General features: G+C 72.4%; 21 protein-coding genes. 14 read left to right on the plus strand and 7 right to left on the minus strand.

Annotation, left to right across the window (positions count from 1 at the left end; genetic code table 11):
- Positions 1 to 16 precede the first annotated feature (16 nt).
- The 7 genes from E1262_RS17710 to E1262_RS17740 all read left to right on the plus strand — a co-directional run bounded on the left by E1262_RS17710 (position 17) and on the right by E1262_RS17740 (position 7,875).
- Positions 17 to 1,702, plus strand: coding sequence for a GTPase domain-containing protein (locus E1262_RS17710; RefSeq protein ID WP_132104462.1), 1,686 nt, complete (start codon positions 17 to 19; stop codon positions 1,700 to 1,702).
- Positions 1,699 to 3,393: a GTPase gene (locus tag E1262_RS17715; protein WP_132104463.1), complete on the plus strand. Its 1,695-nt coding sequence runs from the start codon at positions 1,699 to 1,701 to the stop codon at positions 3,391 to 3,393. The genes E1262_RS17710 and E1262_RS17715 overlap by 4 nt, the downstream gene beginning before the upstream one ends.
- 138 nt (positions 3,394 to 3,531) lie before the next feature.
- Positions 3,532 to 4,362: a single-stranded DNA-binding protein gene (locus tag E1262_RS17720; protein ID WP_162605965.1), complete on the plus strand. Its 831-nt coding sequence runs from the start codon at positions 3,532 to 3,534 to the stop codon at positions 4,360 to 4,362.
- A 329-nt stretch (positions 4,363 to 4,691) separates the two neighbouring features.
- Entirely contained in the window at positions 4,692 to 6,368 is a 1,677-nt protein-coding gene (gene ettA / locus E1262_RS17725) for an energy-dependent translational throttle protein EttA (protein ID WP_132104465.1), read from the plus strand.
- A 9-nt stretch (positions 6,369 to 6,377) separates the two neighbouring features.
- Positions 6,378 to 6,830 carry an acyl-CoA thioesterase gene (locus E1262_RS17730; RefSeq protein WP_132104466.1) on the plus strand — a complete coding sequence of 151 codons (453 nt, stop codon included), beginning with the start codon at positions 6,378 to 6,380 and terminating at the stop codon, positions 6,828 to 6,830.
- Positions 6,827 to 7,234, plus strand: a complete 408-nt coding sequence (locus E1262_RS17735; protein ID WP_132104467.1) for an acyl-CoA thioesterase — start codon at positions 6,827 to 6,829, stop codon at positions 7,232 to 7,234. The genes E1262_RS17730 and E1262_RS17735 overlap by 4 nt, the downstream gene beginning before the upstream one ends.
- Complete coding sequence (locus E1262_RS17740) at positions 7,231 to 7,875, plus strand: DUF8185 domain-containing protein (protein WP_132104468.1); 645 nt, start codon at positions 7,231 to 7,233, stop codon at positions 7,873 to 7,875. The genes E1262_RS17735 and E1262_RS17740 overlap by 4 nt, the downstream gene beginning before the upstream one ends.
- A 188-nt stretch (positions 7,876 to 8,063) precedes the next feature.
- Here E1262_RS17740 and E1262_RS17745 read toward each other — a convergent pair whose 3' ends face one another.
- On the minus strand, positions 8,064 to 9,704 hold the full coding sequence (locus tag E1262_RS17745) for a glycoside hydrolase family 13 protein (RefSeq protein ID WP_238992975.1): 1,641 nt from the start codon (positions 9,702 to 9,704) through the stop codon (positions 8,064 to 8,066).
- Between the two features lie 153 nt (positions 9,705 to 9,857).
- Here E1262_RS17745 and E1262_RS17750 point away from each other — a divergent pair, with 153 nt between their 5' ends.
- Positions 9,858 to 10,412 (plus strand): mycothiol transferase, encoded by a 555-nt coding sequence (locus E1262_RS17750; RefSeq protein ID WP_238992976.1) that lies wholly within the window; start codon positions 9,858 to 9,860, stop codon positions 10,410 to 10,412.
- On the opposite strand, the gene E1262_RS17755 is transcribed toward E1262_RS17750, so the two are convergent.
- A complete protein-coding gene (locus E1262_RS17755; RefSeq protein ID WP_203453979.1) occupies positions 10,336 to 11,577 on the minus strand; it encodes an MFS transporter in 1,242 nt (413 codons plus the stop codon). The two genes, E1262_RS17750 and E1262_RS17755, sit on opposite strands and share 77 nt — an antisense overlap.
- A gap of 118 nt (positions 11,578 to 11,695) precedes the next feature.
- Here E1262_RS17755 and E1262_RS17760 point away from each other — a divergent pair, with 118 nt between their 5' ends.
- Complete coding sequence (locus E1262_RS17760) at positions 11,696 to 12,310, plus strand: CGNR zinc finger domain-containing protein (RefSeq protein WP_162605966.1); 615 nt, start codon at positions 11,696 to 11,698, stop codon at positions 12,308 to 12,310.
- Positions 12,311 to 12,320: 10 nt separating this feature from the next.
- On the opposite strand, the gene E1262_RS17765 is transcribed toward E1262_RS17760, so the two are convergent.
- Positions 12,321 to 12,704 carry a globin gene (locus tag E1262_RS17765; RefSeq protein WP_132104511.1) on the minus strand — a complete coding sequence of 128 codons (384 nt, stop codon included), beginning with the start codon at positions 12,702 to 12,704 and terminating at the stop codon, positions 12,321 to 12,323.
- A gap of 183 nt (positions 12,705 to 12,887) precedes the next feature.
- Between E1262_RS17765 and E1262_RS17770 the strand changes: the two genes are divergently transcribed.
- On the plus strand, positions 12,888 to 13,319 hold the full coding sequence (locus tag E1262_RS17770) for an OsmC family protein (RefSeq protein WP_132104472.1): 432 nt from the start codon (positions 12,888 to 12,890) through the stop codon (positions 13,317 to 13,319).
- Between the two features lie 66 nt (positions 13,320 to 13,385).
- Here E1262_RS17770 and E1262_RS17775 read toward each other — a convergent pair whose 3' ends face one another.
- The 4 genes from E1262_RS17775 to E1262_RS17790 are packed head-to-tail and all read right to left on the minus strand — an operon-like array spanning position 13,386 to position 18,543.
- On the minus strand, positions 13,386 to 14,453 hold the full coding sequence (locus tag E1262_RS17775; protein WP_238992979.1) for a mechanosensitive ion channel family protein: 1,068 nt from the start codon (positions 14,451 to 14,453) through the stop codon (positions 13,386 to 13,388).
- A gap of 5 nt (positions 14,454 to 14,458) precedes the next feature.
- Complete coding sequence (locus E1262_RS17780) at positions 14,459 to 16,576, minus strand: prolyl oligopeptidase family serine peptidase (protein WP_203453980.1); 2,118 nt, start codon at positions 16,574 to 16,576, stop codon at positions 14,459 to 14,461.
- 10 nt (positions 16,577 to 16,586) lie between these two features.
- Positions 16,587 to 17,192, minus strand: coding sequence for a GNAT family N-acetyltransferase (locus tag E1262_RS17785; protein WP_132104474.1), 606 nt, complete (start codon positions 17,190 to 17,192; stop codon positions 16,587 to 16,589).
- A 7-nt stretch (positions 17,193 to 17,199) separates the two neighbouring features.
- Positions 17,200 to 18,543: an MFS transporter gene (locus tag E1262_RS17790; RefSeq protein WP_132104475.1), complete on the minus strand. Its 1,344-nt coding sequence runs from the start codon at positions 18,541 to 18,543 to the stop codon at positions 17,200 to 17,202.
- 74 nt (positions 18,544 to 18,617) lie between these two features.
- Here E1262_RS17790 and E1262_RS17795 point away from each other — a divergent pair, with 74 nt between their 5' ends.
- The 4 genes from E1262_RS17795 to E1262_RS17810 all read left to right on the plus strand — a co-directional run bounded on the left by E1262_RS17795 (position 18,618) and on the right by E1262_RS17810 (position 21,527).
- On the plus strand, positions 18,618 to 19,181 hold the full coding sequence (locus E1262_RS17795; protein ID WP_132104476.1) for a CGNR zinc finger domain-containing protein: 564 nt from the start codon (positions 18,618 to 18,620) through the stop codon (positions 19,179 to 19,181).
- Positions 19,182 to 19,315: 134 nt separating this feature from the next.
- Complete coding sequence (locus E1262_RS17800) at positions 19,316 to 19,924, plus strand: dihydrofolate reductase family protein (RefSeq protein WP_132104477.1); 609 nt, start codon at positions 19,316 to 19,318, stop codon at positions 19,922 to 19,924.
- A 47-nt stretch (positions 19,925 to 19,971) separates the two neighbouring features.
- Positions 19,972 to 20,295: a YciI family protein gene (locus tag E1262_RS17805; protein ID WP_132104478.1), complete on the plus strand. Its 324-nt coding sequence runs from the start codon at positions 19,972 to 19,974 to the stop codon at positions 20,293 to 20,295.
- Complete coding sequence (locus tag E1262_RS17810) at positions 20,292 to 21,527, plus strand: RNA polymerase sigma factor (RefSeq protein ID WP_132104479.1); 1,236 nt, start codon at positions 20,292 to 20,294, stop codon at positions 21,525 to 21,527. The genes E1262_RS17805 and E1262_RS17810 overlap by 4 nt, the downstream gene beginning before the upstream one ends.
- The last annotated feature ends 26 nt before the right edge of the window (positions 21,528 to 21,553 follow it).

Below are 21,553 nucleotides of genomic sequence, written 5' to 3' on the forward strand. Positions count from 1 at the left end.
AGTGGAAACCGCTGAGGTGAGCATCCATGGTGCTCTCGCCGCTCTTCGCGGCCGGCTCTCCGGTGTGCAGTATCCGCTGGAGGTCAGCGACGCGGAGGCCGCCCGCGGCACGCGCCGCGACATGCTCGCTCAGCTCGACGACTACATTCTGCCGCGCCTGGACCAGCTGGACGCGCCGCTGCTCGCCGTCGTCGGCGGATCGACCGGCGCCGGCAAGTCGACGTTGGTGAACTCGCTGGTCCGGCGGAAGGTCAGCGACGCCGGCGTGCTGCGGCCGACGACGCGCTCGCCGGTCCTGGTGCACCATCCCGACGACGTCGGCTGGTTCGACGAACTGCGGGTGCTGCCCGACCTGCCACGCGTGGCGATCCACGACCAGGCCGGCGGGGCGCTGCGGCTGGTCGCCGACGACGGGCTACCGGCGGGTGTGGCGATCCTCGACGCGCCCGACGTCGACTCCGTCGTCACGGAGAACCGGACGCTCGCAGCGCAGCTCCTGGCGGCCGCTGACCTGTGGCTGTTCGTCACCACCGCGGCCCGCTACTCCGACGCCGTCCCGTGGGACTTCCTCCGCGCCGCCGCCGACCGGCAGGCCGCCGTAGCGGTCGTCCTCGACCGCGTCGCGCCCGACGCCGTCAGCGAGGTGCGCGCCCACCTGGCCGCGATGCTCGCCGAGCACGGCCTCGGCGACGCGCCGCTGCTGGTCGTCGAGGAGACCGCGCCGGACGACGCCGGCCTGCTGCCCGAGGAGGCGGTCGCGTCGGTTCGGGCCTGGCTGGACGGGCTGGCCGCTGACGAGTCGGCCCGGAACGAGATCGTCCGGCGGACGCTCGACGGCGCCATCAGCGGCGCGCTGCGGCAGGTCCCGATGCTCGCCGACGCCGCCGACCACCAGGTCGAGGCGTTGACGCTGCTGCAGAACGAGATCGCCCACGTCTACGGCAAGGCGGCCAAGCGCATCGACGCCGCGTCCGCCGACGGCAGCCTGCTTCGCGGCGAGGTGCTCGCCCGCTGGCAGGACTTCGTCGGCACCGGCGACTTCATGCGGTCGCTCGAGGCGCGGGTCGGCCGGCTGCGCGACAAGGTGGCGGCGTTCCTGAGGGGACGGCCGCAACCCGCGGCGGCGGTCGAGGAGGCGATCGAGAGCGGCGTCGCGTCGATGATCGTCGAGGAGGCGAACCGGGCCGCCGAGAAGGCCGACGGCAGGTGGCGCGATTCCGCCGCCGGACGGGCGCTCCTGGCCGGCGACGACCTCTCCCGCACCGCGAATGACCTCCCGGAGCGCAGCGCCAAGACCGTCCGCGAGTGGCAGGACGCGGTCCTGGCGATGGTCCGGGCCGAGGGAGCGGACAAGCGGTTCAACGCCCGGCTGCTGTCGTTCGGCGTCAACGGGCTCGGGCTCGCGCTGATGATCGTCGTGTTCGCGTCGACGGCCGGGCTGACCGGCGCCGAAGTCGGCGTCGCCGGCGGGACCGCCGTCGTCGGGCAGAAGCTGCTCGAGGCGTTCTTCGGCGACGAGGCCGTGCGGCGGCTGGCCGCCAGGGCCCGCGCCGACCTGTCGCAACGGGTCGAGGAGCTGCTGCGGACGGAGTCCGCGCGCTTCACCGACCGGCTCGGGGGGCTACCCGTCGAGGCGGGCGCGGGCGACGCGCTGCGGGCCGCACTCGTCACCGTCGAGCAGGCCCGGGAGGACGCCGAATGAAGAGGTGGTCCCGCCGTGGCCGCATCACGCTGCCGGAACGGGTGACCGCGCTGCAGGAGGCGGTCGCCGCGGGCGGCAAGCGGCTGCCGTCGGACCTCGCCGAGACCGTACAGGTGGTGGTCGACCGCGCCGGCGAGCGCCGGCAGCTGTCGGTCGAGCACACCGTCGTCGCGCTGGCCGGCGCCACAGGCAGCGGGAAGTCGACGCTGTTCAACCGCATCGCCGGCATGGAGGTCTCGGTCGTCGGCGTGCGCCGCCCGACGACGTCGGACCCGTTGGCGTGCGTGTGGGGCACCCAGGGGGTGATCCCGCTGCTGGACTGGCTCGGCGTGCCGCCGCGGCACCGGGTCGCCCGCGAGAGTGTGCTGGACTCCGGCGAGGGCGACGACCTCGACGGGCTGGTGCTGCTCGACCTGCCCGACCACGACTCCACCCAGAGGGGCCACCGCGACACCGTCGACCGTCTCGTCGAGATGGTCGATCTCTTCGTGTGGATCCTCGACCCGCAGAAGTACGCCGACGCCGCGCTGCACGAGCGGTACCTGCGGCCGCTGGCGTCGCACCAGGGCGTGACCGTCATCGTGCTCAACCAGATCGACCGCCTCAGCCGCGCCGACGTCGTCGAGTGCGTCACCGACCTGCGCGGGCTGCTCGACAAGGACGGTCTGGACGAGGTGCCGGTGGTCGCGCTGTCGGCAGAGACGGGTGACGGCGTCGAGGTGCTGGTCGACCTGATCCGCACCGCCGTGACCAAGCGCCGCGCCGTCGACGAGCGGATCGAGGCCGACATCAGGATGACGGCGGAGCTGGTGGCGTCGGCGGTGGGGGACGGCGAGGCCGGCTCGGTGGGGGAGCCCGAGCGGCGTCGTCTGGCGGAGGCGGTCGCCGAGGCGTCGGGCGCCGACGTCGTCGCGACGGCGGCGGGGCGGTCGTACCTGCAGCGGGCACGCGTGGCGACCGGGTGGCCGATCACCCGGTGGCTGGGCCGGTTTCGACGCGATCCACTGGCCAAGCTTGGCGTCCGGATCCGGTCGTCGGTGCTGTCGGGTTCGTCGTCGGGATCGCCGTCGGGTTCGAGTGGCGCGTCGGCCGGGGACTCGTCCGGCGCGAGCGGCGGGGGTGGCCGGATCTCGCTGCCCGCGCCGACGCCGGTGCAGCGGTCGCGGTCCGACGCCGCCGTCCGCGAGTACGGCGACGCGGCGGCCGGCAGCCTGCCGCCCGCGTGGCGCGACGCCGTCCGCTCCGTCGCAGCGTCGGCCGGCACCCGGCTGCCCGACGAGCTCGACCGGCGGGTCGCCGCGTCCGACCTCGGCATCGCGTCGCGGCCCGGCTGGTGGCGGCTGTTGAACGTGCTGCAGTGGCTGTCTCTCCTGACAGCGGCGGCCGGTGTGCTGTGGCTGCTCGCGCTGGCCGGCACCTCGTTCCTCCGCTTCGACGTCGCCGAGCCGTCGGTGGGCGGGATCCCCGTGCCGACGGTCCTGCTGGCCGGCGGCCTGGTGCTGGGCCTGTTGCTCGGATTGCTCGGCCTGGTGGCCGCGCGGCGGGGGAGCCGGCGGCAGGAGGCTCGGGTCCGGCGCCGACTCCGCGACCTCGTCGACGCCGTTGCCGGTGAGGTCGTCGTCCAGCCGATCGACGCCGAGCTGCGCAAGTACGGCGACTTCAGGGCCGCCCTGGATCGCGGCCGCTCCTGAACCGCACACCCGTTTTCCACAGCCCGTTCGAGCTCTCGGAGTTGTCCACATTTCGCCGAACCGGCCTTTCGATCGGCCGCGCCACGCGGAAATCTCATGCTCGTCAACCTCATCGGGTACGAGCACAGGAGACGCCACATGAGCGAGGTCATGATCACCGTCGTCGGGAACGTCGCGACGGAACCCCGGCTGGACAAGAACAAGAACGGCGATGCGTTCGCGAGCTTCCGGCTGGCGTGTAGCGGCGCACGGTACGACTCCCGAACACGGTCGTGGGTCGACGAGGACACGTCCTTCTACACCGTCTACTGCTGGCGATCGCCGCTGGCCGACAACATCAAGGCGTCGCTGCGCAAGGGCGATCCGGTGGTCGTGTACGGCCGGCTGAAGAATCGCGAGTGGCGCGACGACAACAACCTCGTACGCGTCTCGCCGGAGATCGCCGCCCGCAGTCTCGGCCACGACCTCTACCGCGGCACGTCCTCGTTCACCAAGGTCACCCGGCAGCCCATCGTCCCCGAGGACGACGACGCCGTCGACTCCGTACGAGCCGCCTACTTCGCCGCCGAGGACCAGCGCGGCGTCGTCGATCACCGGACCGGCGCGATCGCCTCTGGCCCGCGCCCGCCCGGGACGCAGCCGGGTCACGAACGGCCGGCGGACGGCGCGTCGCCGATGAACGGCCGCGCCGCCGGCGGCGATCGGACCGTGCCCCACGACCCAGCCACAGCGGTTGACCGTCTGATGGCGGGTGATCGCACCGCGGCCGGCGACCGCATGATGGGCGACGACCGGACGACGCGCACGTCGACGACCGCGTCGAGTGCGGAGTCGAGGCCCGCTTCCAGATCTGTGCCGGGAACCGAGCCGGACCAGGCCGATCCGGGAACCGGCCCGCTCGCGGAGGGTCCTCCGACTCCGCGGTCGAGCAGTCGTACGCGGCGCGAGAAGACCGGCGTCGCCGGCTGACCGACCCCGTGCCGACCGGGCGTCTTCGCCCTTGATCATGTTCGCTCGCGGCGTCCCAGCGACCGCGAGGGAACATGATCAAGGGATGCTGCGCCGCATGTGGTCACGAAGCGGCTGGACCACGCAGCGGCTGGCCGCGCCGTGGGCACCGCAGCCTGCGTCGTCGCCCCTCTCATGGACTCCAGCGCAGATCCTCGTCCCGCGGCGAGCCCTGACCTGTCTTGACCGCCGACGGGCGTCGGACGCTGCCCGGTACGGCGGGCGGCCGTCCTCGTAGAGGGGGACGCGGTCGTCTCGGGAGCGCGCGAGGCCGTACTCTTGGACTCGTTATGGCGGACTTCATTTACTCCATGCGTAAGGCGCGTAAGGCGCACGGTGACAAGGTCATCCTCGACGACGTCACGCTGTACTTCCTCCCCGGTGCGAAGATCGGCGTCGTGGGGCCGAACGGCGCCGGTAAGTCGAGCATCCTGAAGATCATGGCGGGGCTCGACCAGCCGTCGAACGGTGACGCCCAGCTGGCGCCCGGCGCGACGGTCGGGTTCCTCGCGCAGGAGCCGGCGCTCAACGAGGACAAGACCGTGCTCGGCAACGTCCAGGAGGGCGTGGCCGAGACCCTCGAGCTGCTCAACCGGTTCAACGAGATCACCGAGAAGATGGCCGTCGACTACTCCGACGAGCTGCTCGACGAGATGGGGAAGCTGCAAGAGCAGCTCGACCACCGCAACGCGTGGGAGCTGGACTCCCAGCTCGAGCAGGCCATGGACGCGCTGCGCTGCCCGCCGCCCGATGCCGACGTGAAGGTGCTGTCCGGTGGTGAGCGCCGCCGCGTCGCGCTCTGCAAGCTCCTGCTGCAGCAGCCCGACCTGCTGCTGCTCGACGAGCCGACCAACCACCTCGACGCCGAGAGTGTGCTGTGGCTGGAGCAGCATCTCGAGAAGTACCCCGGTGCGGTCATCGCGGTCACCCACGACCGGTACTTCCTCGACCACGTCGCGCAGTGGATCGCCGAGGTCGACCGCGGCCGCGTCCACGGCTACGAGGGCAACTACACGACGTACCTGGAGACCAAGGAGGCCCGGCTCAAGGTCGAGGGGCAGAAGGACGCCAAGCGCCAGCGCCGGCTGCGCGAAGAGCTCGAGTGGGTCCGGTCCAACGCGAAGGGCCGGCAGACCAAGCAGCGCGCCCGCCTCGAGCGGTACGAGGAGATGGCGTCGGAGGCCGAGAAGACCCGCAAGCTCGACTTCGAGGAGATCCAGATCCCGCCGGGTCCCCGACTGGGCAACCTGGTGGTCGAGGCGCACGGTGTCACCAAGGGCTTCGGCGACCGCACCCTGATGCGCGACCTGTCGTTCTCGCTGCCGCGCAACGGCATCGTCGGTGTCATCGGCCCGAACGGTGTCGGTAAGACGACGCTGTTCAAGATGATCGTTGGGCAGGAGACGCCCGACGAGGGCCAGTTCCGCATCGGTGACACCGTCCGCCTGTCGTACGTCGACCAGTCGCGTGCCGGCATCGACCCGAAGAAGAACGTCTGGCAGGTCGTGTCCGACGAGCTCGACCACATCAAGGTCGGCCAGGTCGAGATGCCGAGCCGCGCGTACGTGTCGGCGTTCGGCTTCAAGGGCCCCGATCAGCAGAAGCCGGCCGGCGTGCTGTCCGGTGGTGAGCGGAACCGCCTGAACCTGGCGCTCACGCTCAAGCAGGGCGGCAACCTGATCCTGCTCGACGAGCCCACCAACGACCTCGACGTCGAGACGCTGCAGTCGCTCGAGAACGCGCTCCTGGAGTTCCCCGGCTGCGCCGTCATCACGTCGCACGACCGGTGGTTCCTCGACCGCGTCGCCACCCACATCCTCGCGTGGGAGGGCGACGACGAGGACCCGGCCAAGTGGTTCTGGTTCGAGGGCAACTTCGAGAGCTACGAGAAGAACAAGATCGAGCGACTCGGCGCCGACGCCGCGCGTCCGCACCGGGTCACCTATCGCAAGCTCAGCCGCGACTAGGGCACCGGCGTGCCGCGCCACGTGACACAGGTGCCCCTGCGCTGGGCCGACATGGACGCCTACGGCCATGTCAACAACGTCGTCTACCTGCGCTACCTGCAGGAGGCGCGCGTCGACATGCTGTTCGTCCATGCCCCGAAGCAGGGCGCGGAGCAGCTCGCCGAGGGCGTCGTCGTGGCGCGGCACGAGATCAGCTACCACGCGCCGCTGCACTACCGGGCCGAGCCGGTCCGCGTCGAGACATGGGTGCGCCGCGTCGGCAACTCGTCGTTCGAACTCGGCTACGAGGTGCTCGACGTCGACGGTGACGGCGCCCGCACGGTGTACGCGGTCGCGTCGAGCGTGCTGGTCCCCTACGACCTCGACGACGCGCACCCGCGGCGGGTGGCCCACGAGGAACGGCTGGTGCTCGAGACGTTCCTCGAGCCCGACGGGCCCGAGCCGGGGAAGGCGGCGGCGTGAGGCACGTCTACGAATGCTCCGTCCGATTCGACGACCTCGACGCGTTCGGGCACGTCAACAACGTGACGTTCGCCGAGTACCTGCAGGAGGCGCGGGTCGACTTCGCGCACCGGCAGCTCGTGTCGTCGGGCAACGCGCCGCACGAGGGCTCCGTCGTCGTGCAGCAGAGCATCGACTATCTCGCGCCGGTCCCGTTCCGCACCGAGCCGCTGCAGGTCGAGGTGTGGGTGACGCGCATCGGTACGACGTCGTTCGAGGTCGCGTACGAGGTCAAGGACGAGACGACGCTGTACGCGCGGGCCACCGGCGTGCTGGTCGCGTTCGACGTCCGGGCGAACACGCCGCGGCCGGTCAGCCCGGTCGAGCGCAAGATCCTCGAGCGCTACCTCGAGCCGGCGTCGTGACGTCGTTCGTCCCCGCCCATCCCGGAGCTGCCGCCGACCTCGCGACGTTCGCCCGCCGGGTCGCCAAGTACGAGCCCGACTCAGTGCTGCGCATCGTCGCCCACGGGACGGTCCTCGGCTGCTTCGCCGAGACCCCGTTCGACGCGCTCGCGCTGCGGGCCGTCGCGCTCGCCGAGCCCGCCGACTTCGATGTGGTCGTCGAGGCCGGCAACCTCGCCGCCCGGGCGGTCGGCGCGGCCGGCACGTTCGAGCTGCCGCCGGCGCTGCCTGCGCTACGGTGGGCCAGCAGCCTGCCGCCGCGGTCCGGCTGGACCGAGCTCGCCCGGCTCCCGCTGACCGCCGTCGTCGCCGATGTCGAGCGCGGCGTCGAGGAGTTCCGCACCCGCGCGGCCGGGGTCGCCGACGGCAAGTCGCTGCGAGCGGGCCGGGCGGCGTTGGAGGGACTGGCGACGGAGATCTGGGACCGCGAGCTGGCCGCCGGCATGCCGCTGCGGCTCGCGCACGCTGCCTCGTCGTACGGGTTCCTCGGCGGGCCCGACGGCGCGGAGGTCGCGCTGCGCTCGGTCGGCGCCTGGTGGCGGCTGGACGCTCCGAACGGTTCGGTGCTCGCCCGCAGCGGCCTCGCGCTCTTCGCCCTCTGACGCGGGCCGCTCCTACCTCGGTGCGTCTCTGCCCAGCCGGTTGATCACGGAGGAATCGGGCTTCTGCGACACTGGGAAGCCCGAGTTCTCCGTGATCAACGCACGGGAGAGGTGGTCGGTATCGACTGTGGACGCAGGGACGGGGCGTCACCACCCAGTGAGCGGTGACGCCCCGTCGAGACGACGACTCAGACGGCGAGCCAGACGGCGGTGTCGGTGGGCAGCCGGCCGTCGGCGTCGAGCGGCCCGCTGGCCAGAATGACCTCGCGGTGCGCCGGGAGCGTCGACGGCGTCGCGCCCAGGTTCACCACACACGCGAACCCGCGGCCGCGCTGGAACGCCACCACGTCGTCGGCGGTCTCGTCGATCCAGGTCAGCGGCTCGACCGACGGGATGGACCGGCGCAGCCGGAGACCGTCGCGGTACAGGGAGAGCATGGACGCCGGGTCGCCGTCCTCGGCCTCGACGGACAGCTCGCCCCAGCCGGCCGGCTGCGGCAGCCAGGCGCCGCCCGAGCCGAACCCGTACGAGGACCCCGAGACGGACCACGGCAGCGGCACCCGGCAGCCGTCGCGGCCGCGCTCGGTGTGGCCGGACCGCTCCCACACCGGGTCCTGCAGGGACCCCTCCGGCAGGTCGAGCACCTCCGGCAGGCCGAGCTCCTGGCCTTGGTAGACGTACGCCCCGCCGGGGAGCGCCAGCATGAGCAGCGCCGCCGCCCGCGCCCGCCGCGTCCCCAGCTCGACGTCGACAGGGCCCTTCGCCTTGCCGGCGTGCCCGGTGCCGGCCGCCGTCACGTCGCGGCCGTACCGCGTGACGACCCGCTCGACGTCGTGGTTCTCGAGCACCCAGGTGGCTGGCGCGCCGACCGACGCGAGCGTGCTGACGGAGTCGTCGATGGAGCGGCGCAGGTCGGCGGCCGTCCACGCGGACTTCAGGTAGCCGAAGTTGAACGCGCTGTGCAGTTCGTCGTCGCGCAGGTAACGGGCCAGCCGCTCGGCCGGCTCGACCCACGCTTCGGCGACGTACAGTCTCGGCGGGTCGTAGGAGTCGGCGACCTCGCGCCAGCCGCGGTAGATGTCGTGCACGCCGTCGCGGTCGAAGAACGGGTGGTCGGCGATGCTGGGGCGGTCGAGCAGGCCGGACTCGTCGTACGGGAGGTCCGGCCCGGCCATGTTCTTGACCATGCCGTGCGCCACGTCGATGCGGAAGCCGTCGACGCCGAGGTCGAACCAGAACCGCAGGATGTCGAGGAACTCGGCCCTGACCTCGGGGTTCTCCCAGTCGAAGTCGGGCTGCGACACGTCGAAGATGTGGAAGTACCACTGGCCGGGCGTGCCGTCGGGCTCGGTGACCCGCTCCCACGCGAGTCCGCCGAAGACGCTGCGCCAGTTGTTCGGCGGCAGCGCGCCGTCGGGTCCGCGGCCGTCGCGGAAGATGTAGCGCGCCCGCTCCGGCGACCCTGGACCGGCGGCCAGCGCCTCCCTGAACCACCGGTGGTCCCACGAGCTGTGGTTCGGCACGATGTCGAGCAGGACCTTCAGGCCCAGCCCGTGTGCCTCGTCGAGCAGCGACTTCGCCTGCACGAGGTCGCCGAACCGCGGATCGATGTCGCGGAAGTCGGCGACGTCGTACCCGCCGTCGTTCAGCGGCGACGGGTACCACGGGTTGATCCACAGCGCGTCGATGCCGAGGTCGCGCACGTACGGGAGCCGCTCGCGAAGACCGGCGATGTCGCCCTCGCCGTCGCCGTTACCGTCGGCGAAGGATCGGATGTACACCTGGTAGATGACGGCGTCTCTCCACCAGTCACGGGAAGCCTGAGTCACGGGACACCAGCCTAGAACAGCCCTACGGCACGTGCGACGTCGCGCGTGCCGGCCGCGGCGTCGAGCAGCACCGCGATTCTTCTTTCCCTCATGGGACTCGCCGTCGCCGGGAACCTCGCGGCCGACCTTGCGGCTCGCACCGGGTGTGGTGTCATGGCGGTTCACGCCAACGCCGAGGAGTGGTACATCGTGCATGGTCCCGACCTGCTGATCGACGCGTTCGGCCGGATCCGCGAGCGGGTCCATGCGACGGTCGGCGGACTGACGCCGAGCCAACTCGCCTACCGCGTCGACCCGGACGCGAACACGATCGCCTGGCTGGTCTGGCACCTGACCCGCATCCAGGACGACCACGTCGCGCACGTGGCCGGCATCGACCAGGTGTGGACGTCGGGTGGCTGGCACGAGCGGTTCGGCCTGCCGTTCCCGCCCGCGGCGACCGGCTACGGGCACCGCAGCTCCGACGTAGGGGCGGTCGTGGTCGACGACCCGGCGCTGCTCATCGGCTACCACGACGCCACGCATGAGATCACCGAGGGTTTCCTGCGCGAGCTCGACGACGAGACGCTGGGCCGCGTCGTCGACGAGAGCTGGGACCCGCCGGTGACGATGGGCGTGCGGCTGGTCAGCGTCATCGGCGACAGCTACCAGCACATCGGCCAGGCGGCGTTCGTGCGCGGCGTCCTGACCCGGCTCGGCGTCGCCTGACGGCGGAGACCGCGCGGAGCGCCGGCCAGGTGAGCAGCGCCAGCCCGGCGGCCACGGCTGCGACGGCGACCATCGCTCCGGGCAGCCCGGCGACGGCGGCCCAGTACCCGACGTAGACGGGTCCGGCGAGGAAGCCGAGGTAGGCGATGGTGGCCACGACGGAGGTCGCGGTGCCCTTGGCGGACTCGTCGACCCGCAGCACGGCCAGGGCGAGCAGCGTCGGATAGAGCACGGCGGTGCCCGCCGCGGCCAGGCCGACCCCGGTCAGCGCGACCGCGACGGTGGGTGCAGCGGCGACCACGACGGTGCCGGCTGCGGCAGCCGCGGCGCCGATGATCAGGACGGCGAGCGGGTGCCCGGCGCTGAGACCGGCGACGGCGAACCGGGCGACCGCGACGACCGCGGCGAAGACCGCCGGCCCGGCGGCGGCCACCGCGGGCCCGGCGGACAGGACGTCGTCCAGATACTCCGCACTCCAACTCTGGTGCGCGTTCTCCACGGCGAAGGCCAGTGCCGCGAGACCGCCGACGACGAGCAACGGCAGCGGCCGCAGCGTGCCGAAGAACCGGCGTGGGGGCGAGCCCGCGGCCGGCGGACGTACGCCGGCGCGGACGCGGTCGTCGGTGCGGGCGCCGGCCCACGTGAGAATGCCCGCCGCGGCACCCACAGCGGCAGCCAGCAGGAACGGCACGGCGACCGCTGCGCCGGCGCCACGGAGGACGCCGCTGACCAGGCTGGCCCCCACGACGCCGGCGGAGAACACGCCGTGCGCCCGGGCGATCACCGGGCGGCGGCCAGATGCCCGCTCGGCCGAGGCCGCCGCCGCGTTGTTCGCCACGTCGGCGGCTCCGGACACCGCGCCGAGGGCGACCAGCCCCGTAACCAGGCCGACGAACCCGTGGCCGGTGAGTGCCACGATCACGCCGGTGCAGCCCAGCGCCACCTGCAGGACCGCTGTGACCCGGTGCCCGAACCGGTCCACCGCCGGGCCCGTGAGCAGCATCGCCGGCAGCGCCCCGGCGCCGATGAACAGCAGCGCCGTACCCAGCTGCCCATGCCCGAGTCCGGCCTGCTCACGCACCGCTGGCAGCATGGCGCCCCACACGCCCCACAAGCAGCCGAAGGCGGCGAATCCGGCGTACGCGGCACGCGGCAGGGCCGTCACGGTTCCTCCGTTCACCACCCAGCGTTACGGTCCACAAGGCCTTTCGCTCGTCACCACTACCCGAGGCTGTTACGCTCAAACACATAGATTGCCCGTATCAATGGGAGGGCGGTCGAAGGTGACGTTCAAGCTGATCGGTGGCCACCCGGCCGTGGACTTCGTCAACACGGTCGGTGGTTTCGAGCCCGCGCTGGTAGAGCTGCTGCCGGGCTACGCGGACCTGGTCGCCTGGGCCGAGCAGGCGGGGCTCATCACGGACGACCACGCCGCGCGGCTGCGCAGGGTCGCAGAGTGCGAGCCCGGCGCGGCCGCGGCGACGCTGTCCGCCGCCCGACGACTGCGCGCGGACCTCGATGCGGTGATCCGGGCCGAACTGGCCGGAGGTGCGCCGGCGGAGGACCACCTCGAGGCAATTCGCGACGCCTACCTCGCCGCGCTGGCGCACGCGCGGCTGACCCGCCGCTCGGCCTACGGCTGGCAATGGCCGGCGTCGTCGGCCGACCCGGACAGCGTGCTGTGGCCCGTCGCCCGGCAGGCCGTCGACCTGCTGAGCATGACCGACCTGACCCGGCTGGCGGAGTGCTCGACGGTGAACTGCCGGTGGATCTACCTGGATCGGACCAAGAACCACAACCGGCGCTGGTGCAGCGACGACACCTGCGGCGCCAGCGCCCGGATGCGCCGCTACCGCGCCACCCAGCGCCACCGCGCCCCGGCGGCCCGCTCGGAGTGAGCCGGTTCCGTCAGTCCTCGAAGGTGTTCACCATGGAGTGCGCCGCCCGCTCGAGGTAGTCCCACAGGGTGTCGCGGTAGATCGGCGGCAGGTCGAGCTCGTCGACCGCGGTGCGCATGTGCAGCAGCCAGCGGTCGCGCGCCGCCGGGTTGACCTTGAACGGCGCGTGCCGCATGCGCAGCCGCGGGTGACCGCGCTGGTCGGAGTACGTCGTCGGGCCGCCCCAGTACTGCTCGAGGAACAGCAGCAGCCGCTCCTCCGCCGGGCCGAGGTCCTCCTCGGGGTACAGCGGCTTCAGAAGCGGATCGGTGGCGACGCCCTCGTAGAAGCGGTGCACGAGCTTCGCGAACGTCTCGTGCCCGCCGACGGCGTCGTAGAAGTTGTCCAGGCGCATGGTCACGTCCTCCATAGTCGTCGCCCGCATCCCCCAGATGCAAAGTCCATAGCCGACCGCGAGGTCCCAAACGGCGGCGAGTCCCACAAGGAAAAGGGAACCAGTGCCCCTGGCCACACAGCCTCGGGCCGGGCAGGAGAGGATGGTCGCGGTCTCTGACACGTCGCATAGGAGGACACGTTCATGGCAACGACCCGTACCGCCACCGCGCGCTGGGAAGGCTCGCTGTTCGAGGGGGCCGGCCGCGTCACGCTCGACTCGTCGGGACTCGGCACCTACGACGTCACGTGGGCCGCGCGCACGGAGGCGCCCAACGGCAAGACGTCGCCCGAGGAACTGATCGCGGCCGCGCACTCGTCCTGCTTCTCGATGGCGTTCTCCAACGGGCTGGCCAAGGCGGGCACGCCGCCCACGTCGCTGGAGACGTCTGCGGATGTGACGTTCCAGCCGGGTGAGGGCATCACCGGCATCAAGATCACGGTGCGGGGCGTGGTGCCGGGCATCTCCAGCGAGGACTTCGTCGCCGCGGCCGAGGACGCCAAGGCCAACTGCCCGGTCAGCAAGGCGCTGACCGGCACGACCATCACGCTCGACGCCGCACTCGCCGACGCCTGAGCGCCCGGCCGCCGGAGGTCTGCTGTCGAGGTCGACCGCAGACCTCCAGTGCCGCCCGGGCCACCGTCAAGGGTTGTTGTCGGACGACGTCGGCGGTGGTGGCGGAGCCGACGGCGGCGGGGCGGACGTTGCCGGCGGCGGGTTGGTAGGGTCGCCCGCGCCTCCCGAACCGGCCGCCGACGTCTCCGTCGCGACCGGCAGCGTGAGCCGTTCGGCGTCGAACCGGCGCTTGATGCGTTCGCGCAGCTCCCGCGCCACCGCCCACTGCTCCAGCGGCTTGGTCTTCATGACCACCCGGATCAGCACGCCGTCGGGGGTGAGGTCCTCGACGCCCCAGACCTCGGGGGGTTCGAGGATCAGCTCGTCCCAGTGGTCCTCGGCGGCGAGGTCGGCGACGAGATCTTCGAGCAGGCGGCGGGCGCGGCTGACGTCGGCGTCGGCGGGGATGTGGACGTCCAGCAGCGCCCGCGACCAGCCGTAGGACGAGTTGCCGACCCGCACGATCTCGCCGTTGCGGACGTACCAGACGGTGCCGTCGACCGAGCGCAGGCGGGTGATGCGGAGGCTGACGGCCTCGACGGTGCCGACCGCGTGGCCCATGTCGACGACGTCGCCGACGCCGTACTGGTCCTCGAGCATCATGGCCGCGCCGGCGAGGAAGTCCTTGACGAGGTTCTGCGCGCCGAAACCGAGCGCGACGCCCAGAACACCGGCGGACGCGAGTACGGGCCCGACGGCGTAGCCGAGCATTTCCAGGGCAGTGACCACGGCGATAGCGCTGATCAGCACTGTCGTGATGCTGCGCAGCACCGACCCGAGCGTCTCGGCCCGCAGCGCCCGCCGTTCGGAATACGCCCCGGCGCCGCCGAACACGATGCGGGCGGCCCGGGCCGACCCGAGGACGGCCTTCGGCGGCTCCTTCTCGACCGTCCGGCGGACCATCCGGTTGATGAACTTGTGCAACAGGTACCGGGTGACGACGGCGATGAGGATCAGGCCGACCAGGCGCAGCGGCACGTCGAGCAGGACGTCGCGCCACCACTCGGCGGAGTACCGCTCGGCCTCGGTGATGTCGGGCGCTGCGACGACGCCGGCCGCGCCGACGACGCCGCCGGCCGCCATGAGGCCGATCATCGGGATCACGGCAGCTCCAGTCCCAGCTGCGCGGCGACGAAGCCGAGCTGGTCGGCGCTGAGGTCGACGGTGCGGGAGACGGCCCGGGCGCCGTGTCCGACGTTGGCCTCGGCGCGCAGCAGGATCGGCCGAGCGACCGGGTCGCCCGACGTGGCGTCCTGCAGGGCGGCGGCCATCTTGCGCGCGTGCAGGGTGTCGACGCGGCTGTCGCCGTCGAAGACCGTGAACAGGACGGACGGGTACTCGACGCCGTCGCGCACGCGGTGGTACGGCGAGTATCCGAGTAGCCAGCCCAGCTCGACGGGGTCGGCGGCGGTGCCGTACTCGTCGTTCCAGGACTCGCCGAGACCGAACTTCTCGTACCGCACCATGTCGAGCAGCGGCGCGGAGCAGACGACGGCGCGGTACAGCTCCGGCCGCTGGGTCAGCGCGGCGCCCACCAGCAGCCCGCCGTTGGACCCGCCGAAGATCGCCAGCTGGTCGCGCGTCGTCCAGCCCTCGGCGACGAGGTACTCGGCGGCAGCGGCGAAGTCGTCGAACACGTTCTGCTTGTGCTCGCGCATGCCGGCGCGGTGCCACTCCTCGCCCTCCTCGGAGCCGCCGCGCAGGTTGGCGACGGCCCACACGCCGCCTGCCTCGACCCAGGCCAAAATGCTGGCCGAGTAGGCGGGCGTGAGCGCGATGTTGAAGCCGCCGTAGCCGTACAACACCGCCGGCCGAGGCCGCCGGGCCCCGTCGGCCGGCGACACGATGACCATGCGGACCTCGGTGCCGTCCTTGGAGCGGTACGTCACCTGCTGTGATGAGATGGCCCGCAGTTCGATTTCGCCGGGCGCGTCGGCCCACGTCGATACCGTCCGGGACCGCGCGTCGTAGTGCAGGATGCGCACCGGCACGGTGTGGTCGGTGTAGGCGAGCCACGCGTCGTGCCCGCCCTCGGGCCGCTCGGACAGCCCGCCGACGCTGCCGATTCCGGGCAGCTCGAGCGTGTGCAGCGGCTCGCCGGTGGCCAGCGCGTGCGCCGTCACCACGGAGATCGCGTGCCGCGTGCGCGACGCCAGCAGCACCGGGGCGTCCAGCTCGGCGCCGTCGAGCAGGGCGAAGTCCTCGAGCACCGCCTCGGGATCCTCGGGCAGCAGGTCGCGCCAGTGCTCCGGCTCGGGTGTCGTGGGGTCGGTGACGGCGAGCCGGCCGCGCGGCGCCCCGAGGTCGGTCCACACGTACAACCGGCCGTCGCGGCCCACGTGCAGGCCGGTCTTGGCGTCCTGGCCGACGACGACGGGGCGCAGCTCGGGCCGCGCGGGGTCGGCGCCGTCGGCACCGAGGTCGGCGATCCACACGTCGTTGCGCGGCGCGGTGCCCTGCGCGGCGCTGACCGTCAGCCAGCGGCCGTCGCGGCTGACCGACACGCCGTAGTAGTTGGTCTTGTCCATGCCGGCGCCGAAGATCTCGACGTCGCCGGCGGGGTCGGTGCCGAGCCGGTGCAGGTAGACACGGCGGTGGAACTGGTCCTCGCCTTCCGGGACGGACTCCTTCGGCAGCCGGCGCACGTAGTAGAACGCCTCGGCGCCGGGCAGCCAGGCGACAGGGGAGTAGCGGGCGCGGTCGATCGGGCCGTCGACCACCTCGCCGGTCGCGACGTCGAGCACCCGCAGCACCGACTCCTCGGTGCCGCCCTCGGAGATCTGGTACGCCAGCAGGCCGCCCTCCTTGGACGGCTGCCAGGCGTCGAGCGTGGTGGCGCCGGACGGGTCCAGCGCGACGGGGTCGACCAGCGCCCGCTCGGTGCCGTCGGGATCGACGCTGAGCAGGACGGCGTGCTCCTGGTCGGGCGTGCGCCGGGTGTGGAACGCCCGCTCGCCGCGCCAGGCCGGGGTGCCGACGGAGCCGGCCCGCAGCAGCTGCGTCAGCCGGTCAGCGAACGCCGCGCGGGCCGGCCAGCCGGCGCGGTGCTCGTCGAACAGCACACGCTGCGCCTTGGACCACGCCTGCGTGACGGGGTCGTCCTCGTCCTCCAGTGCGCGGTAGGGGTCGGGCACCGTGATGCCGTGCAGCACGTCGGCGTCGTCGCCGCGCGGGGCGGACGGATACGGCTGCGGGAAGGTCGATGCGTCGATGGCCACGACTCCGACCTTACTGACCCCCTCGGACCGGCTCGCGCCACATGGCCGTCAGGGTGGGGCCGCCCGGCAGGACGATCTCCCTGGTCGGCCGGAAACCGTAGCGCTCGTAGATCGCGACGTTCCCCGGCGCGGACGACTCCAGGTACGCCGGCAGCCCCTGTGCGTCGGCCCGGGCCAGCCCGTCCCGCAGCAGCGCGCCACCCACGCCCCGTCCCGGCCGCGCCGCCCCGAGCGTCTGCAGGTACCAGTGCGGCGGTGACGTGGGGTGCGCGTCCTCGATGACCCGGAACGACCGCATCGCCTTCGGCAGCCCGGTCCCGAACGCTCGCAGCAGGTACCGGCTGTGCCGCAGCGTCGGCCAGAACCCCGGCGGGCCGGTGCCCGGCAGGCCCCACAGCGCCGCGCCGGCGATCTCGCCGTCGACCACGTCGACCCACGACCCGCGCGGGCTCAGCAGCGTCTCGAACGCGAACAACGCGGTCAGCCGCTTCCGGTAGTGCGGCGCCGGCACGATGAACCGCATCACCGGATCGGCGTCGAACGCCTCGGCCAGCACCCGCGCGACGGTGCCGACGTCGGAGCGCAGCGCCTGCCGCACGACGTGACTCGACTGCATCACTTGATCATGCTGCATCCCCGGCACGCTGGTAAGGGGTGGCCGGAGACGTGGCGGGTTGCGGTGGTTCGGGGCGTATCGGGCGGATGACGGCGGCGAGGCCGGCGACGGCGATCGCGGCGGCCAGCAGCCAGCCGGGGCGGTGGCCGTCCGTCCCGGCCAGGCCCAGCACGACGGCGACGCCCACGGCGGTCCCGACCTGAGCACCGGTGTTGATCAGCGCCGACGACGTCCCGCGCCGGTCCTCCCGGCCCGCGGTGCCCAGCGTGGTGGAACCGACGGCGGAGACGCCCAGCCCGGCGCCGAGCAGCGCGAGCCCGGCGGCGAGCGCGCCGGTGCCCGTCGTCCCGGTCACCGTGGCGGTGCCGGTCGCCAGCGCCAGCGCGGCGGCGGCCATCACGGCGAGCCCGATGCGCATCGCCCGGTCCGGCCGGCCGCCCGACAGCCGCGGGGCCAGCGCCGACCCGGCGATGACCGCCGCGTTGAACGAGAGCAGGACCAGCCCGGCGGCCGACGGTGTCAGCGCCAGCTCGCGCTGGGCGAAGCCGGCCCCGACGACGACGGCCGACCCGGTCGCGGCGTTGTTGACGAGGGCGACCGCCGACGCCGAGGACAGCCGGCGGTCCGACCACGTCCGCGGCGGCAGGATCGGATCCTCGGCCCGCCGCTCGACGACCACGAACGCCGCCAGCAGCAGGCCGGTCGCGGCGACCCCGGCGACGGCGGCCGGCCCGCTCGCCGACGCCGTCAGCACCAGCACGACCAGCGCCGCCGTGACGGTGACCCCGCCGGCGACGTCCAGCCCGCCGCCGTCGTGCCGCGGGGCCGGCCGTACCACCGTCGCGACCCCGGCCGCCAGCACCACCGTCACCGGCACGTTCACCAGGAGGATCCACCGCCAGCCGGCGACGTCCGTCAGCACGCCGCCGACGAAGAACCCGCTGCCGCCGCCCACCGCCCCGACCGCGGTCCACAGCGCGACGGCGCGGCCGTGCCGGTCGCCGGCGTGTGCGACCAGCAGGCTGAGCGCGTTGGGGATCATCGCCGCCGCGCCCGCTCCCTGCAGGCACCGGGCGGCGACCAGCCACTCCGCCGACGGCGCCAGCCCGGCCGCCGCGGACGCCGTCCCGAACACCGTCAGACCGGCCAGCAGGAGCCGACGGTGCCCGAGCCGGTCGCCCAGCCGCCCGGCCAGGATCAGCAGCCCGCCGAACGTCGCCGCGTACCCCGTCACCACCAGCTCGCCGGAGGTGTCCAGGCCGCGCTCGATCGCGGGGAGCGCCGGCACAACGACGGTGACGCCGAGGACGTTGACCAACTCGGCGACGCAGAGGATGACGACCGGGAGCATGTCGTCGTTCGTTCCCGCTGGACCGCACTCAAAACGGTATTGTGGAGGAAAACCGTTAAGGCGAGGTGGCGTCGATGGAGCGGTGGAGCTGGCTGGGCGACCAGTTGGCGATCGATCTCGCCAACACCGTCCGCCGCCGGGGCGACCGGTACGTGGACTTCATCGCCGAGCCCGAGGGCGTACGCGAGTGGCTGGCGGCGGAGGCCGGCCGGGTGCCGCCGGTGCCCGTCGACGACGGTGCGGTACGGGCCGTGGGCGACCTGCGCGACGACGTGCTCGCAGTGCTGCGGGCGGCGGCCCGGGGTGAGTCGTGGCCGAAGGATGCCGTAGGCCGGCTGAACGAGCTCCTGGCGCGCCGGCCGGTGGTGCGGCTGCTGCGGCCGGAGGCGAGGGGCGCCGAGGTGCGCGTGGCCGGGGACGGCCCGCCGTTGTCGGCGCTGCTCGCTACGGTGGCCGCTGAGGTGGTCGAACTGCTCGCCGGTCCGGACGCCGACCGGCTCGCGTTATGCGACGCTCCCGGCTGCGGCCAGCTCTACCTGCGCGATCGCCGCAACCAGCGCTGGTGCGGCGACGCGTGCGGCACCCGCGCGCGGGTGGTCCGGCACCAGCGCCGCGTGGCCGGTCGGGCATCGGCATGATGACCGCGCGGACAGCCGGCGGACCAGAAAGGTCGAAAGAGTTCCTGGAGGCGGTGTCGGATCGGGGCAGCGGTGTTCGTAGCAGCGGTGAGAGGCCGCCCACGAGGGTGCCCCAAGGAAAGGAAACCGCGATCATGAAGCTGACGACCATGACCCAGGTCACTCTCGATGGAGTGATGCAGGGAAACGGCACCGCGTCGGATGACCGCAGGAACGGATTGGAGCGCGGCGGATGGGCCCGGGGGGCGGGTGACGACGAGACCAGGACGTTCATCACGCAGACCTACCAGCGCGCCGAGGCGTTCCTGTTCGGCCGGCGCACCTACGAGTTGTTCGCCGGCTCCTGGGGATCAATCGACCAGATGCGCGCACATCCCATCGGCGTGGCCTTGAACGAGGCCTCCAAGTACGTTGCCTCGACCACGCTCACCGCGCCGCGTTGGGAGGACACGACCGTTCTCCGCAGTGACCTCGCTGCGGCCATCAGTGCGCTGAAGGCCGAGGCCGAGGGTGAGCTGCAGGTGCACGGCAGTGGCGCCCTGACCCGGTGGCTGCTGGAGAACGATCTGGTCGACGAGATGATTCTGATCGTGATCCCGGTGATCCTCGGCCAGGGCGCGAGACTGTTCCCGGAGACCGGTCCGGATCTTGCGCTCGACCTGATCGAGTCGCGGGTCGACTCGAAGGGCGTGACGATCCAGGTCTACCGGCCGGCCGGGCGCCCGCGGTATGCAGCGGCCTGAAGTCCCTGACCGAACCACGCATTGACACCACAGGAGATGATCTTCAGATGCGGTACCTGGTTTCCGTGATCGATGACAAGAGCAATCCCGGCAGCACGGACAGGCAGCCTGCCATCAGCGCGTTCAACGAACGACTGATCGCCGAGGGCTACTGGGTTTTCGCGGGCGGACTCGCGGACACCGACGCGGCCAAGGTCATCGACAACCGGGGCGAGCAGGCGGTGTTCAGTGACGGGCCTTTCGTGGAGTCGAAGGAGTACCTCGCCGGCGTCTGGGTGTGGGAGGCCCCCGATCTGGATGTGGCGCTCGAGCTCGCCGCCGAGGCGTCGAAGGTCTGCGATCGGAAGATCGAGGTGCGGCCGTTCCAGTGAGCGACGTCGAGGAGGCGATCACTCAGGCCCACCACGACGAGTGGGCCCGGGTGGTCGCCGCCCTGACCAGGCGCTTCGGTGACCTCGACATCGCCGAGGAGGCGGCCGCCGAGGCGTTCACGACCGCCGTCGAGCGGTGGCCGGCCGACGGCGTGCCGCCCAACCCCGGCGCCTGGCTGACCACCACCGCCGTTCGCAAGGCCATCGACCGGATCCGGCGCGAGAGCAAGCGCGACGTCAAGCACAAGGAGGCTCAGATGGTGTATGACAACACCCCACCCGAGCCTCCCGGCGCCATCGACGACGACCGGCTCCGGCTGATCTTCACCTGCTGTCACCCGGCGCTGGCGATGCAGACCCGCGTGGCGCTGACGCTGCGCATGGTCGGCGGTCTGACCGTGCCCGAGATCGCCCGTGCCTTCCTGGTGCAGGAGACCGCCATGGGGCAGCGGATCACCCGCGCCAAGGCCAAGATCAAGGCGGCGCGCATCCCCTATCGGATGCCGTCCGCCGAGGATCTCCCGGCACGCGTCTCCGGTGTACTCGCCGTCCTGTTCCTCGTCTTCAACGAGGGCTACCTGGCCAGCGGCCCCGACACCGACCCCGTACGACACGACCTGACCACCGAGGCCATCCGGCTCACCCGCCTGATCCGTGCCCTCCTGCCCGAGGACGGTGAGGTGGCCGGGCTGCTGGCGCTGATGCTGCTCATCGAGGCCCGCCGCACCGCCCGTATCTCGGCCAGCGGCGAACTGGTCGCCCTCGACGAGCAGGACCGTGGGGCCTGGGACGCGGAACTGATCGCCGAGGGTCATCGGCTGGTGCGCGAGCGCCTCGCCGCTGCCGCTGCCGGGGTGGCTCCGGGGCGCTACCAGATCCTCGCCGCGATCAACGCCGTGCACACCTCCGCCCGCGACATCCGCGACACCGACTGGTCGCAGGTCCTCGCCCTCTACGACCAGCTCGTCCACCTCGACCCCTCCCCGATCATCGCCCTCAACCGAGCCATCGCCGTGGCCGAGCTCGACGGGCCGGAGGTGGCACTGGCCATCGTTGACCGCCTCACCGAGGCGTTGGCCGGCTATCACGCCTACCACGCGACCCGCGCCGACCTGCTGCGCCGGCTGGGCCGCAGCCAGGAGTCGCGCGCGGCGTACGACAAAGCCATCGAACTGGCCGGCAACACCGCCGAGACCGCCTACCTGACCCGCCGCCGCGACCAGCTGGGGTAGTGCAGATCGACTTGACACCTCTCGAA

The sequence above is a fragment of the Jiangella aurantiaca genome, assembly GCF_004349105.1.
Classification (GTDB): Bacteria; Actinomycetota; Actinomycetes; order Jiangellales; family Jiangellaceae; genus Jiangella; species Jiangella aurantiaca.